This window comes from Celeribacter sp., assembly GCF_048261515.1.
Lineage (GTDB): Bacteria > Pseudomonadota > Alphaproteobacteria > Rhodobacterales > Rhodobacteraceae > Celeribacter.
On the sequence record NZ_JBLXFZ010000001.1, the window covers coordinates 957,001 to 970,038 of the forward strand.

Below are 13,038 nucleotides of genomic sequence, written 5' to 3' on the forward strand. Positions count from 1 at the left end.
CCGAAACTCCTTGACCTTTGGGCTTGGGACAGGTTGAACCTGCCCAGACTGGAATTTCGAGAAAATTAGGCGGCGTGATGGACGATCAAAATAAGAATCTCATCCTTGCAGTGGTGCTCAGCGGCGTTGTGTTGCTGGCATGGACCTATTTTTTCCCCGCGCCGGAACCTGTGGTTGACCCGAACGCGCCGGCTGTGGCCCAAGCTACGGGCGACACGACAGCAAACGGCGAGGGCATTGCATTGGCGCCGCCCTCGGCCGACACCCTAAACGAGACCACGGGCGTCGACACGGCCACAGCCGAACAAACCTCCTCGGCCCCACGCATTGCAATCCAAACCGACCGCGTTGAAGGATCGATCTCCCTCATCGGCGGGCGTATCGATGATCTGTCGCTCAAGGACTACAACGTCGAAATCGATAGCGACGAGATCGTAACGCTTCTCACCCCCGTTGGCTCCGAGGCTCCCTATTATGCCGTTTACGGCTGGGCCCCTGGTGGCGCGCTCGCGCCCTCCGATGTGCCAGGCGCGAACACCGAATGGCAGATCGAAAGCGGCGACACGCTCACGGTCGAGACCCCCGTCACGCTGGTTTGGCAGAATGCCACAGGCCTGACCTTCCGCCGCACGATCTCCATCGATGAGGACTATCTCTTCACCATCACTCAATCGGTCGAGAACACGGGCAGCGAGGCCGCACGTATGGCTGCCTACGGGATCGTCGCCCGCCACGGCGCACCCGATGTCTCACGTTACTTCGTGCTTCACGAGGGCCTCGTGCGCCAGACCGATAAGGAACTCGAAGAGGCCGACTACAAGGACATGGCCGACTACGACTTCGTCGAACGCGAAGCTGCTCTGGCTTCGGTCGAACAGGTCGAAGAGAACGGCTGGATCGGCTTCACGGACAAGAACTGGATGACCACATTGGTCCCCGCGCCGGGCCAGCCCTTCACCTCCGTCGCGAAATACGTCGGCAACGCCGACATCTATCAGGTCGAAAGCCGCATGCCCGCGCAAACCGTCGAGGCAGGCCAGTCCATCTCCACGACGACCTACCTCTTCGCGGGTGCGAAGGAATGGGAAACCATCAAGAAGTATCAGGACGAGAACGGCTTCTTCCGCTTTATCGACTCGATTGACTGGGGTTGGTTCTTCTTCTTCACCAAGCCGATCTTCTGGCTCCTGCACACGCTCCACGGCCTGATCGGCAACATGGGGTGGTCGATTGTCGCGCTGACCGTGATCCTCAAAGGCATCATGCTCCCGCTCGCCTATAAATCCTACGTCTCCATGGCGCGGATGAAAGAGCTTCAGCCAGAAATGGAAAAGCTCAAGGAAGCCGCAGGGGACGACCGCGAGAAGTTGCAGCGCGGCATGATGGAACTCTACAAGACCAACAAGGTGAACCCCGCTTCGGGCTGTTTGCCGCTCTTGTTGCAGATCCCCGTGTTCTTCTCGCTCTACAAGGTGATTTTCGTCACGATCGAACTGCGTCACGCGCCGTGGATCGGCTGGATTCGCGATCTCTCCGCGCCCGATCCCTCGTCGATCCTGAACCTTTTCGGCCTGCTCCCCTATGCAGCACCTGAGGCAGGTTCGATCCTTGCGATCATCTCGCTCGGTATTCTTCCGATCCTGCTCGGTGTTTCGATGTGGCTGCAGCAGAAGCTGAACCCCGCCCCCACCGATCCCACGCAGCAGATGATCTTTGCGTGGATGCCATGGGTGTTCATGTTCATGCTCGGCAGCTTCGCCTCGGGTCTCGTGCTCTACTGGATCACGAACAACACGATTACCTTCATCCAGCAGTATGCGATCATGCGCAGCCACGGCCATAAACCTGATGTGCTTGGCAATATCATGCGCTCGCTACGGCTTCGCAAAAAGGAGGAGGACGCGGCCTAACGGCTACGTCTCCGCATCACCATGACCCTTAGCTTCCCCGTATCCGAACCTGATCAGGACGCCCTCGAAAAAGGGCGCCTGCTGTTTGCGGGCGAGACGGATTTCGTCAAAGGCGTCGTGGCCATGGACGGAATGCCCCCCGACAATCGGATCGAGGTCTGCTTTGCGGGGCGCTCCAACGTGGGCAAGTCTTCGCTGATCAACGCACTGACGGGCCGCAAGGCTTTGGCACGTGCGTCCAACACACCTGGCCGCACGCAGGAGATCAACTTCTTCACCTGCGGCGAAAGCCATTACATCGTCGACCTGCCTGGCTACGGCTTTGCCAAGGCACCCGTGAAAACGGTCGAGAAATGGCAGCGACTGTTGAAGGCCTACCTCTCTGGCCGCGCCACCCTGCGCCGCGCTTTCGTCCTGATCGACAGTCGCCATGGCGTCAAAGCGGTGGACGAAGAGATCATGGCTCTTCTTGACCGTTCGGCGGTCACGTTTCAGGTCGTCATGACAAAGGCCGACAAGGTCAAAGAGAAAGAACGCGACGCCATCATGGCACAGGTCCGTTCTAAGATTTCCGCCCATCCCGCTGCCTATCCCGAGATGATCGTCACATCGTCGGAAAAGGGTTGGGGCGTCGATGTGTTGCGCGCCGTGATCGCGACGCTGGAATAGACCCGCACCGCGCTTGCGGGAGGCCATAGCTTCGCGGTATTGAGGGCCGAGCCCCTGCAACGGATACCCCGAACATGAAGAAGCAAAACATGAATAGAGACTGGATCGCGACCGCCCGCACCCTTTCCCAAGCGCTGCCCTATCTCCAGCGTTACGAAGGTGCGACCGTAGTGATCAAGCTCGGCGGCCATGCAATGGGCTCCGACGAGGCAATGGACGATTTCGCCCGCGATGTCGTTTTGATGCAGCAAGTCGGCGTGAAGCCCGTGATCGTCCACGGCGGTGGCCCGATGATCAATAAAATGCTGGAAAAGCTCGGCATCGAGAGCACCTTTGTACATGGCAAGCGCGTGACCGATCAGGCGACCGTTGAAGTGGTCGAGATGGTTCTTTCAGGGCTGGTAAACAAGCGTATTGTGCAGGCGATCAACCGTCAGGGAGGCCGCGCGGTCGGCATCTCGGGCAAGGACGCCAACCTGATGATCTGTGAGCAGACCGATCCCGAACTGGGGTTCGTCGGCACGCCCGTCGCCCTTGATCCGCGTATCATTCGCGAGTTGGGCGACGAGAGCCTGATTCCCGTGATCGCGCCGCTCGGCGCAGGACGCTCTGGTGAAACGTTCAACGTCAATGGCGACACTGCGGCGGGGGCCATTGCGGGCGCCTTGCATGCGGATCGCCTAATGTTGCTCACGGATGTGTCGGGGGTGAAGGACGAGAATGGCGAAGTGCTCACCTCGCTCAACTCCGAGCAGATCAAATCCCTGACCAAAAGCGGCGTTATCGCTGGCGGCATGATCCCGAAAACCCAGACCGCGCTGGATGCGCTACGTGACGGCGTGCGGGCAGTGGTCATCCTCGACGGGCGCGCGCCCAATGCCTGCCTTCTGGAGCTCTACACAGAACATGGCGCGGGTTCGCTTATCCGAGACACGGCCCCGCGCGTGACGGCCAACCGCTGATGTCGCTGCGCCTTATTCTCATGCGCCACGCCAAGTCGTCGTGGGATGATCCTCTCAATAGCGACTACGACCGCCCGCTCAATTCGCGCGGACGGGATGCTGCGAATCTTATGGGAGGCTGGCTGAAGTCAAAGGGATATTTGCCCGACGAGGTGATCCTGTCTTCGGCTGCACGCACGATGGAAACGGGCGAGAGAGTGCTGGCCGCGGCGGGTGTTTCGCCCGTGACCAAACCAATGCGGGCACTCTACCACGCGCCCGATTTTCAAATCCTGCGGACACTGGCGCAGGCCACAGGCGAGACGGTTTTGTTGATCGCGCACAATCCAGGCATCGGAGATTTCGCGTCGCATTTCGCTGCCGCCCCGCATAGCCATCCCGACTTTGTGCGCTATCCAACGGCGGCCACAACGGTTTTCGAAGTGGACGCGCCAATGTGGAAACAGGTGCAGTTCGGCAAGAACAAGGTGGCCGACTTCGCCATCCCACGCGATCTGGCCTGACCCTATACATGCAAAAGGGCGCTCCGAAGAGCGCCCATTGTCGTTTCTCAAGACCTCGCTCAGTGGCCGAGAATCTGGCTCAGGAAGAGCTTGGTACGATCCGACTTGGGGTTATTGAAGAACTCTTCGGGCTCGTTCTGCTCAACAATTTGCCCTTGGTCCATGAAAATCACGCGGTTTGCCACCTGACGGGCAAAGCCCATCTCGTGGGTCACGCAGAGCATGGTCATGCCCTCCTCGGCCAGCTCGATCATGGTGTCGAGCACCTCTTTGATCATCTCGGGATCAAGCGCAGAGGTCGGTTCGTCAAAGAGCATTATGCGCGGCTGCATACACAGCGAACGCGCGATGGCCACACGCTGTTGCTGACCGCCCGATAGCTGACCGGGATACTTGTCGGCCTGCTCGGGGATTTTCACCTTTTCAAGGTAGTGCATCGCGATCTCTTCGGCCTCTTTCTTCGGCATCTTGCGCACCCACATCGGAGCGAGCGTGCAATTTTCGAGGATCGAAAGGTGCGGGAAGAGGTTGAAGTGCTGAAAGCACATGCCGACTTCAGAGCGGATCTTATCGATGTTCTTGATGTCCGAGGACAGCTCGGTTCCATCGACAATAATTCTACCCTGCTGATGCTCCTCAAGGCGGTTGATGCAACGGATCATTGTCGACTTGCCAGAGCCTGACGGCCCCGCGATAACGATCCGCTCGCCTCGATGAACGGTGAGGTTGATGTCGCGCAAGACGTGGAAATCGCCATACCACTTATTCATATTGGTGATCTGGATGGCGATCTCGTCAGAGACCTTCATCTGGCTGCGATCAATGGTGCGTTCGGTCACGAGAGACATGTTACTGCCCTCCTTACTTAATGATGATCGGTGCGGAGCTTGCGCTCCAGCCACTGCGAATAACGGGACATGGCGAAGCAGAAGAGCCAGAAGACCAGTCCGATGAAGATGAAGAGTTCCCAATAGATGCCGTTCCATTCCGAGTTGGCACGGATCGCATTGGAAAGCGCGAGCATGTCATAGATGCCGATGAACATCACCAGCGTCGTGTCTTTGAACAGCCCGATGAATGTGTTCACGATACCTGGAATGGAAATCTTCAGGGCCTGCGGCATGATGATGAGACGTTGGGCTTTCCAGTAATCCAGCCCGAGCGCGTCAGCCGCCTCGTATTGCCCCTTGGGAAGCGCCGCCAGACCGCCACGGATCACCTCGGCCATATAAGCGGAGGCAAACAGCGTCACCATGATGATCACCCGCAAGGTGAGGTCAAAGGTGGTATTGGGTGGCAGGAAGTAGTTGAGCAGCAGCGAGGCGGTGAACAGCAGCGTGATAAGTGGCACGCCACGGATGAACTCGATGAACCCGACGCAGATGGTCTTCACCAAAATGAGGTCCGACTGACGGCCGAGCGCCAGAACGATCCCGATGGGCAGCGACAGAGCGATCCCTGCAATGCCGATAATCAGACAGATCATGAACCCGCCAAGCTCGCGACTTTCGACTTCTTGGAGATGCCCAAACGGCATGTTGGTTTCCAAACCGCCCGTGATGAGCGGCCCGATGAAGGACCACCAAATAACCGCGCCGACCACCGCGCCGAAGGCAGCGAGCATTGTTGAGGAGTGCCTATCCACGATTGTGAATACGATGCCCGCGATGGCGAAGCCGACGGCTGCTGACAGCGTGCCCCAGATCGTGCCCCCCCAGACCAGCCAGACAAGCAGGAAGGGGAATGCAGCGGAAATCCACAGCATCTTGCGCGGCAGGGCGTCGAAAAGGACGGGAGCCACGGCAAGACACATCAGGACAAAGGCAAGGTTCGGACGCCAGTATTGGCCCTCAGGGAAGAACCCGTAGAGCAGTTGGTTCCAGCGCTCGGTAAGCACAGCCCAACAGGCATAATGGGTCGAACCGCGTGTCTCGTTGAGGATGTCACGGCATTCGCTCAGGCTGCCCGCGTCCCAGACACCACCGAAGACCCATGGCATGGAGCCACGGAGGACAACGAAGACGACGTAGATCGACAACAGCGTGAGCAGAGTGTTGAGCCACCCCGAGAAAAGGTTCTCGCGCAACCACCGCGAAGCCCCCACCTGACCGCGTGGAGCGGGCTGTTGGTCGAGCATTGTGTCGCGAACATAGGCGACGGTTTGTGCATGTAGATCACTCATATCACCGCTCCTTCAGCTTCACAGCGTTGTTGTAGACGTTCATGCCCGAGGAAATCAGAAGCGAGACGCAGAGGTAGATCAGCATCATCAGGAGCATGGATTCCAATTCGCGCCCCGTGGTGTTGAGCGTCGTGCCCCCGAGCGTCGAGCGCAGGTCCATGTAGCCCACGGCCAGAGCCAGCGAGGAGTTTTTCGTCAGGTTGAGGTATTGCGAGATCAGCGGCGGCACGATCACCCGCAACGCCTGCGGCAGAATCACGAGGTTCATCGTGCGCGACGAGCTCAGACCCAGAGCAAAGGCGGCTTCGGTCTGCCCTTTGGAAACAGCGAGGATGCCCGAACGGACGATCTCGGCGATAAAGGAGCCAGTGTAGAACGACAAAGCCAGCCACAGCGCAAGCATCGAGTTGCGCAGATGCAGCCCGTCTTGGAAGTTGAAGCCACGCAGTTCGGGAACCGACCATGCGATCGGGCGGCCCATCAGGAAATACACGATGGCTGTCGGCACGACGAAGATCGCGAGTTTAATCCAGAAAGTTGGCAGCGGACGCCCTGTGGCCTCGAAACGACGCATTGCCCAGCGTCCGAAGGCCCAGATGCCCAGCAGTGACAGCAGGAAAGTTATGACGACGAAGACTGATCCTTCGTTCCAGATCGGCGCGGGGATATATGTGCCGCGATTGGTCATCGCCACCGTATCCCACAGCCACATCGACGCCTCGGGGTTCTCCCCTCGGAAGGCGCGCGGTTGCGGCAGGGATTCGGAGAACACCGCCATAAAGGCGAGAATCCAAAGCAGCACGGGAATATTGCGGAAGGTCTCGACATAGACCGTCATGATGCGCGCGGTCAGCCAGTTCTTCGACAGACGCAGCACACCTGCGATCACCCCGATCACAGTTGCCAGCGTACAGCCAAGAACGGCAATCAGCAGAGTGTTAAGCAGCCCCACCATCGTCGCGCGAAAATGCGTGTCGGACGACTGGTAAGGAATAATTCGTTGGTTGATATCGTAGTTTGCTGAATTCGACAGGAATGAGAAATCAATGTCTTTGCCGAGGTTTTCGAGATTGGTGATCGTATTACGGATCAAGAAAACCAACAGCGCGAGAAATGCGATCAGCACCACCGTTTGAATGGTGAACGAGCGATACCGCGTGTCGTAGATGAGCTGACTTAGGCGAAAGCCCTCATTTTGCGGCGGATCAGTCAATGTCGTCATGTCAGACGGCCCCCTGTTTTCCCCATGATCCCTTCGGATGCTCGCGCAATGGCGGCACACCGAGGGCTTTTTATTTTTCGGGTATTTGGCAAAAAGGAAAGGGCGCGGATTTCTCCGCGCCCTCCCTTGTCACTGTGTCTTAGCGGAAGGGCGGCGAGTAGATCAGGCCGCCTTCGGTCCACTGTGCGTTCAGGCCTCGGGCCAGACCCACAGGGGTGCTTTCGCCGATGTTACGCTCGAAGCTCTCACCGTAGTTGCCGATAGTGGTGATAACGTTCAGCGCCCAATCGGACTCGAGGCCGAGCATTGCGCCGAGGTCGCCTTCGACACCGAGGAGACGGTTGATCTCGGGGTTTTCGGTGCCTTCTGCCAGTTCAGCGGCATTCGCGGAGGTCACGCCGTACTCTTCAGCAGCGATCATCGCGTTGAGCGTCCAACGAACGACATCACCCCATGCGCTGTCGCCATGACGAACGAGCGGGCCGAGCGGCTCTTTGGAGATGATTTCGGGCAGAACCACGTAGTCACCAGGGTTCTCGAAAGACGCACGCGATGCGGCCAGAGCGGATGCATCTGTTGTGTAGACGTCACAGGCACCAGCAAGGAACTGCGTCTGAGCTTCGGTGAAGCTCTCAACGGGCACGGGTTCGTAATCCATGTTGTTCACACGGAAGTAGTCCGAAAGGTTAAGCTCGGTCGTGGTGCCGGTTTCGATACACACGGTCGCGCCAGACAGCTCTTTCGCGGAGGAAACGCCGAGGTCTTTGGGGACCATGAAGCCCTGACCATCGTAGTAGTTCACGCCGACGAAGGTGTTTTTAAGGTCAACGTCGCGCGTGAAGGTCCACGTGGTGTTCCGTGCAAGCATGTCCACTTCGCCAGCGGCCAGTGCGGAGAAGCGCACGGCGGAGGTCAGCGGCGTATATTCCACTTTGTCGGGGTCGCCGAAGATCGCAGTTGCAACCGCCCGACAGACATCAACGTCGAACCCTTTCCAGACGCCATTAGCGTCGGGAGCAGCAAAACCGGGGGTGCCGGGGTTCACGCCACATTTCAGCGCTCCGTGCTCCTTGATCGCTGAGAGCGTCGGCGAGCCACCGTCTTGAGCCACCGCGGCTCCTGCGGCAAGGCCGGCCACGGTCAACGCGCCGAGAAATACTGATTTTTTCATTTTTACCTCTTCCTGTCATTCGCACCTATGCTGGTGCTCTTCATCGGCCGCTTTGGGGCCGGGGCGATATCGAATTGGGCAAATGCCCGATCAATGAGCCAAGTTGAGTGGATTCATTACAGATCGTCAAGGGCTGGATCACGAAAACGCATGTTAACGAAGCGTCCGCCCAAAATGGAGGCGCAAAAAAACCTGCGAATGTCTTAGCTCTGAACAGATGTGTAAAAGACATGAGCGCGCAGGAAACTGCCGCGCTTTATAGCGGCTTCTTCAGCGGCTTCTTCGTCGACGCCCCACTGCTCGATCTGGAATGTCTCGTCGATCCGCGACATGTCCCAAAGCGTCTCGATCGGGTGTTGATCGTGAATGGCGGCAAGCGCAATGACGAGGCTCCCCGACAGCGTGACAAGATCGTGGAAAGCAGACAGTTCGAACGCATTCAATCGCGCCACTTCCGCACGGAGATTGGCGCGAGCCTGATCCGGTTGCGCATAATGCATAACGCCCGTGCGCGGCTCAAGGCGCGCATCAAACCGCTCCGCCACCCAATCGAGCATAGGATCCCACGCTGCGGCCTGACGCTCGGCCAGTTCCATGGGGTGCGGCGCGCGGTAACACGTCAGATCGCTATCGCCATAGTCGGCCAGCATCGTAACAACTTCATCATGGTGGATCGTCACGCGGTCAATCGCGGCATTGGCTCCGCGTGTGGCATGCATGGAGTGCGGGTCGATCTGCTCGTCCTGTGCGTCCCATTCGGCGGCAATGGCCTCGGCCAAGGCACGGGTTGGCACGATGAGTGGCGCTTTGGCTGGCGTGCGCACGGGGCGACCGTCGAGATGCACGGCGAATCCGCCTTCATCTTCTATGACCGCAGTCTCTTTCCAGAATCGTTTTGCCGCCCATTCCGCCACGTTGCTCACCCTTTGAAAATTGTGTCCAGCGCGGCGTCGATCTGGCTGAAATCGTGGAGAACGTCAACCGCCCCTACCTCTCGCAACGCCGATGCGCCGTGGTAGCCCCAATCCACACCCAATCCCGTGCAGCGTGCGGCGCGGGCCATTTCCATATCGTAAGTGGTGTCACCCACGACAACTGTCTCGGCAGCCGAAACGCCCGCATCGGCCATGCAGGTCTGCACCATCGAGGGGTGTGGCTTCGACGGATGATCGTCGGCGCATTGGTCGGAGATGAAGAGATCGGAAAAATCCCAATCCGCCATCAGCGCATTAAGGCCGCGGCGACTTTTGCCCGTCGCAATCGCAAGTAGGGTATCGTCCCGCGCACCCAAACGTCGGACCGCCTCTTCCGCACCATCAAAGAGCGGCGAGGCTGCCGCGCCCTGCGCCATACGCAACTCGTGGAATACGCGTTTGTAGTTCTCGACAATTTCGGCTTGCGTCGCGGTATCAGCCTCAGGCGCAAGCTCGGCAATCGCATAGGGCAGCGACAGGCCGACAATCGCCAACTGCCGATCACGGCTCGGCGGAGTCAGGTCAACGGCCTCGAATGCCGCGGTCATCGCCGCGACGATATGCGCTTGGCTGTCGACCAGAGTGCCATCCACGTCGAAGATCACAAGTCGCGTCACATCAATTCCTCGAATGGATCATCAGCGGCGAGATCTTCGGTCCAACCGAAGGTCTCCCAACTATGCGCCATGTGGTCGGGCAGCGGAGCGGTGACGGTCAGCGGCTTCTTCGTTTCGGGGTGCTCGAAGGTCAGGCTGCGCGCGTGCAGGTGCAACTTCTTGGAAATGATCCCGCCAAGCTGCGCCCCCCAGCCGTCGCCCATGTTTTCCTGACTGGAACCACCGTATTTGCCGTCACCGATAATGGGATGACCAATCTCCGCCATATGCGCGCGAAGCTGGTGCGTGCGGCCCGTGAGCGGCTCCATCGCCACCCATGCGGCACGCGAGGCGACACGGTAGAGGGTGGCGTAAAGCGTATGTGCCCGTTTCGCGCCCTCGGTGCTGTCGACATCGCGCGGATGAACGGCGTGCATTTTCTCGCCCTCCCCGCCCTTGCCGCGTCCCTTGGCTTTGACAAGACCGTATTTGATCTCGCCGAGGTAGGGCGTGGGAACACCCGCGACCAACGCCCAGTAAATCTTGCGCGTATTGCGGTGGCGGAAGGCTGCGGTCAGTTTCGTGGCCGCTGCGGGGGTGCGTGCGAGAACCAGAACGCCCGAAGTGTCCTTGTCGAGGCGGTGCACAAGGCGCGGCTTTTCTGGGAAATCGCCCTGAAGCGCCTGTGACAGACCATCCACGTGGCGGGTCTGCTTCGATCCGCCCTGCGTCGGCAGGCCCGCAGGCTTGTTGATCACGATAAGGTGGTCGTCCTGATAAAGAACGATGTCGCGCATCATCGCGGCATCACTCGCGGAAATGCGGGTCGTGCGCGGACGGTTTTCGGTGTCGGGTTTGGGCAAGGGGGGAATGCGCACATCCATCCCAGGCCCCACGCGCGTGCTCGACTTGCAGCGCGATCCGTTGACGCGGATTTCACCCTTGCGACAGGCCTTTTCGATCTGCCCCTGTTTGAACTGCGGGAAGGTTTTGCGCAGCCAGCGGTCGAGGCGTTGTTCGGGTTGGTCGTCCGAAATGGTGATGATCTGAACCATGCTCATGCCACCACCCCGCGCGCCACAGCCAGTCCTAGAGCTATACCGCCCAGAGCCAGCGCCAATGTGCCGACCACATACGCCCCCGCAAGCGCTGTATGGCCGCGTTCGTAGAGCGTAATGGTGTCGAGCGAAAATGCCGAATAGGTGGTGAACCCGCCGAGCAGCCCCGTCATGAGGAGCGGCGCGAAACGGTTGTCGGTTTTATGGGCGAGAACCACCACGAGGACGCCCATCAGGAACGACCCCACAAAGTTCACGGTCAGCGTCCCCCAAGGGAATCCGCGGCCCAAAAGGCGCGTCATGCCGATTCCAGTGAGATAGCGCGCCGAGGCGCCCAGAGCGCCGCCGATGGCGACTTGTAAAAGCGGTGTCATTGAGGTGGTCCTTTCCCGCTCTCGTTTGGGTGCGCAGGCGTCCATTGTCAACTCTCCGTACCGTTTTCCCGCTTTTCTCGCAGCTTGGCGAAATAGGCGAGACGTTTTCCCAGATCGCGCTCGAAGCCACGTTCGACGGGTTGGTAGAATGCAGTGCGCGGGAGGGTGTCCGGGAAATAGTTCTGTCCCGAAAATCCATCCTCGGCATCGTGGTCATAGGCATAGCCCGCGCCGTATCCCTGCTCCGACATGAGTTTGGTCGGTGCGTTCAGGATGTGTTTTGGCGGAGGTTCAGACCCTGTCTTGCGAGCGGCTTCGCGAGCGGCCTTGTAGGCAACGTATCCCGCGTTGGTTTTGGGTGCGAGGGCAAGGTAGATCACAGCCTGAGCCAAGGCCAGTTCCCCCTCAGGCGAACCGAGACGCTCATAGGTTTGCCAGGCCGTGAGGCAGATCGACTGCGCCTGCGGATCGGCCAGAGCGATGTCCTCGACCGACATTCGCAACAGACGGCGGGCGAGGTAGCGGGGATCTTCGCCGCCCTCCAACATACGCGAATACCAGTAGAGCGCCGCGTCGGGATCTGAACCGCGAACGGATTTGTGCAGCGCGGAAATCAGGTTGTAATGCTCGTCCCCCGACTTGTCGTATTTCGCCGCACGGCGCATCAGGCGTTTGGCGAGTTCGTCGGGGGTGAGGTCACCCTTCACTTTCCACGCAACGATCTGCTCAATGAGATTGAGGAGCGTGCGCCCGTCGCCATCCGCCATTTCCCAAAGCGCGTGTTTAGCATCCTCGTCCAGAGGAAGATTGCGCCCCAGTTCGGCTTCCGCGCGTGCGCCAAGTTTTGCCAGATCTTCCACGGAGAGGCGCGTCAGCACCATGACCTGCGCCCGCGACAACACAGCGGCGTTCAACTCGAAGGACGGGTTCTCGGTTGTTGCCCCGACGAGGAGAATGGTGCCGTCCTCCATATGGGGCAGGAAGGCATCCTGTTGCGCCTTGTTGAAGCGGTGGATCTCGTCAACAAAAAGCAATGTCCCCTGCCCGTTTGCGGCGCGATGCCGTGCCGCCTCAAACACTTTACGCAACTCAGGAACACCCGAGAAAATCGCGGAAATTTGGACGAAGGCGAGATCGGTCTCATGCGCCAAGAGCCGTGCTATAGTAGTCTTCCCGACGCCAGGTGGCCCCCAGAAGATGATGGACGACAGCGAGCCAGATGCAAGCATGGTCCCCAGCGGTGCGTCTGCCCCAAGCACCTGTTCCTGCCCGATCACCTCCGAGAGGGATCGCGGGCGCAAACGATCAGCCAAGGGCCGCGTTGCGGATGGTGCGGGGGTTGTTTCTGGTGTGTCTGTCGAAAATAGATCGCTCATGGCGCAATGCTACGCTGATGCATCGGGATACGAAAGGGCAC

General features: G+C 59.3%; 13 protein-coding genes. 4 read left to right on the top strand and 9 right to left on the bottom strand.

Features of this window, described 5'->3' with window-relative positions:
• Positions 1-77 precede the first annotated feature (77 nt).
• From yidC to ACN0SC_RS04680, 4 genes are all read left to right on the top strand, one after another.
• Complete coding sequence (yidC, locus tag ACN0SC_RS04665; protein ID WP_417248483.1) at positions 78-1,910, top strand: membrane protein insertase YidC; 1,833 nt, start codon at positions 78-80, stop codon at positions 1,908-1,910.
• 21 nt (positions 1,911-1,931) lie between these two features.
• Positions 1,932-2,579, top strand: coding sequence for a ribosome biogenesis GTP-binding protein YihA/YsxC (yihA, locus tag ACN0SC_RS04670; RefSeq protein WP_417248484.1), 648 nt, complete (start codon positions 1,932-1,934; stop codon positions 2,577-2,579).
• Positions 2,580-2,653: 74 nt separating this feature from the next.
• Positions 2,654-3,541: an acetylglutamate kinase gene (argB, locus tag ACN0SC_RS04675; protein ID WP_417248485.1), complete on the top strand. Its 888-nt coding sequence runs from the start codon at positions 2,654-2,656 to the stop codon at positions 3,539-3,541.
• On the top strand, positions 3,541-4,044 hold the full coding sequence (locus tag ACN0SC_RS04680; protein ID WP_417248486.1) for a SixA phosphatase family protein: 504 nt from the start codon (positions 3,541-3,543) through the stop codon (positions 4,042-4,044). Before argB ends, ACN0SC_RS04680 begins: the two co-directional genes overlap by 1 nt.
• A gap of 59 nt (positions 4,045-4,103) precedes the next feature.
• Here ACN0SC_RS04680 and ACN0SC_RS04685 read toward each other — a convergent pair whose 3' ends face one another.
• The 9 genes from ACN0SC_RS04685 to ACN0SC_RS04725 all read right to left on the bottom strand — a co-directional run bounded on the left by ACN0SC_RS04685 (position 4,104) and on the right by ACN0SC_RS04725 (position 12,997).
• Positions 4,104-4,892: an amino acid ABC transporter ATP-binding protein gene (locus ACN0SC_RS04685; protein WP_417248487.1), complete on the bottom strand. Its 789-nt coding sequence runs from the start codon at positions 4,890-4,892 to the stop codon at positions 4,104-4,106.
• Between the two features lie 17 nt (positions 4,893-4,909).
• Positions 4,910-6,226 (bottom strand): amino acid ABC transporter permease, encoded by a 1,317-nt coding sequence (locus ACN0SC_RS04690; protein WP_417248488.1) that lies wholly within the window; start codon positions 6,224-6,226, stop codon positions 4,910-4,912.
• 1 nt (position 6,227) lies between these two features.
• Positions 6,228-7,448 carry an amino acid ABC transporter permease gene (locus tag ACN0SC_RS04695; RefSeq protein ID WP_417248489.1) on the bottom strand — a complete coding sequence of 407 codons (1,221 nt, stop codon included), beginning with the start codon at positions 7,446-7,448 and terminating at the stop codon, positions 6,228-6,230.
• Positions 7,449-7,587: 139 nt separating this feature from the next.
• Positions 7,588-8,619 carry an amino acid ABC transporter substrate-binding protein gene (locus tag ACN0SC_RS04700; protein WP_417248490.1) on the bottom strand — a complete coding sequence of 344 codons (1,032 nt, stop codon included), beginning with the start codon at positions 8,617-8,619 and terminating at the stop codon, positions 7,588-7,590.
• A 203-nt stretch (positions 8,620-8,822) separates the two neighbouring features.
• Positions 8,823-9,533, bottom strand: coding sequence for an ATP12 family chaperone protein (locus ACN0SC_RS04705; RefSeq protein ID WP_417248491.1), 711 nt, complete (start codon positions 9,531-9,533; stop codon positions 8,823-8,825).
• Between the two features lie 5 nt (positions 9,534-9,538).
• The gene (locus tag ACN0SC_RS04710) at positions 9,539-10,210 is read right to left on the bottom strand and encodes an HAD-IA family hydrolase (RefSeq protein WP_417248492.1); all 672 of its coding nucleotides are present in this window, start codon (positions 10,208-10,210) and stop codon (positions 9,539-9,541) included.
• Positions 10,207-11,250 (bottom strand): RluA family pseudouridine synthase, encoded by a 1,044-nt coding sequence (locus tag ACN0SC_RS04715; RefSeq protein ID WP_417248493.1) that lies wholly within the window; start codon positions 11,248-11,250, stop codon positions 10,207-10,209. The genes ACN0SC_RS04710 and ACN0SC_RS04715 overlap by 4 nt, the downstream gene beginning before the upstream one ends.
• Positions 11,247-11,621, bottom strand: coding sequence for a fluoride efflux transporter CrcB (crcB, locus tag ACN0SC_RS04720; protein WP_417248494.1), 375 nt, complete (start codon positions 11,619-11,621; stop codon positions 11,247-11,249). The genes ACN0SC_RS04715 and crcB overlap by 4 nt, the downstream gene beginning before the upstream one ends.
• Positions 11,622-11,668: 47 nt before the next feature.
• Entirely contained in the window at positions 11,669-12,997 is a 1,329-nt protein-coding gene (locus tag ACN0SC_RS04725; RefSeq protein WP_417248495.1) for a replication-associated recombination protein A, read from the bottom strand.
• Between the last annotated feature and the right edge of the window lie 41 nt (positions 12,998-13,038).

Bases quoted from the DNA above. Each gene is read 5' to 3' on its own strand.
- crcB (WP_417248494.1), bottom strand. From the start codon at position 11,621: ATGACACCGCTTTTACAAGTCGCCATCGGCGGCGCTCTGGGCGCCTCG.
- ACN0SC_RS04685 (WP_417248487.1), bottom strand. From the start codon at position 4,892: ATGTCTCTCGTGACCGAACGCACCATTGATCGCAGCCAGATGAAGGTC.
- ACN0SC_RS04690 (WP_417248488.1), bottom strand. From the start codon at position 6,226: ATGAGTGATCTACATGCACAAACCGTCGCCTATGTTCGCGACACAATG.
- ACN0SC_RS04700 (WP_417248490.1), bottom strand. From the start codon at position 8,619: ATGAAAAAATCAGTATTTCTCGGCGCGTTGACCGTGGCCGGCCTTGCC.
- ACN0SC_RS04695 (WP_417248489.1), bottom strand. From the start codon at position 7,448: ATGACGACATTGACTGATCCGCCGCAAAATGAGGGCTTTCGCCTAAGT.
- ACN0SC_RS04715 (WP_417248493.1), bottom strand. From the start codon at position 11,250: ATGAGCATGGTTCAGATCATCACCATTTCGGACGACCAACCCGAACAA.
- ACN0SC_RS04680 (WP_417248486.1), top strand. From the start codon at position 3,541: ATGTCGCTGCGCCTTATTCTCATGCGCCACGCCAAGTCGTCGTGGGAT.
- argB (WP_417248485.1), top strand. From the start codon at position 2,654: ATGAAGAAGCAAAACATGAATAGAGACTGGATCGCGACCGCCCGCACC.
- ACN0SC_RS04725 (WP_417248495.1), bottom strand. From the start codon at position 12,997: ATGAGCGATCTATTTTCGACAGACACACCAGAAACAACCCCCGCACCA.
- yihA (WP_417248484.1), top strand. From the start codon at position 1,932: ATGACCCTTAGCTTCCCCGTATCCGAACCTGATCAGGACGCCCTCGAA.
- yidC (WP_417248483.1), top strand. From the start codon at position 78: ATGGACGATCAAAATAAGAATCTCATCCTTGCAGTGGTGCTCAGCGGC.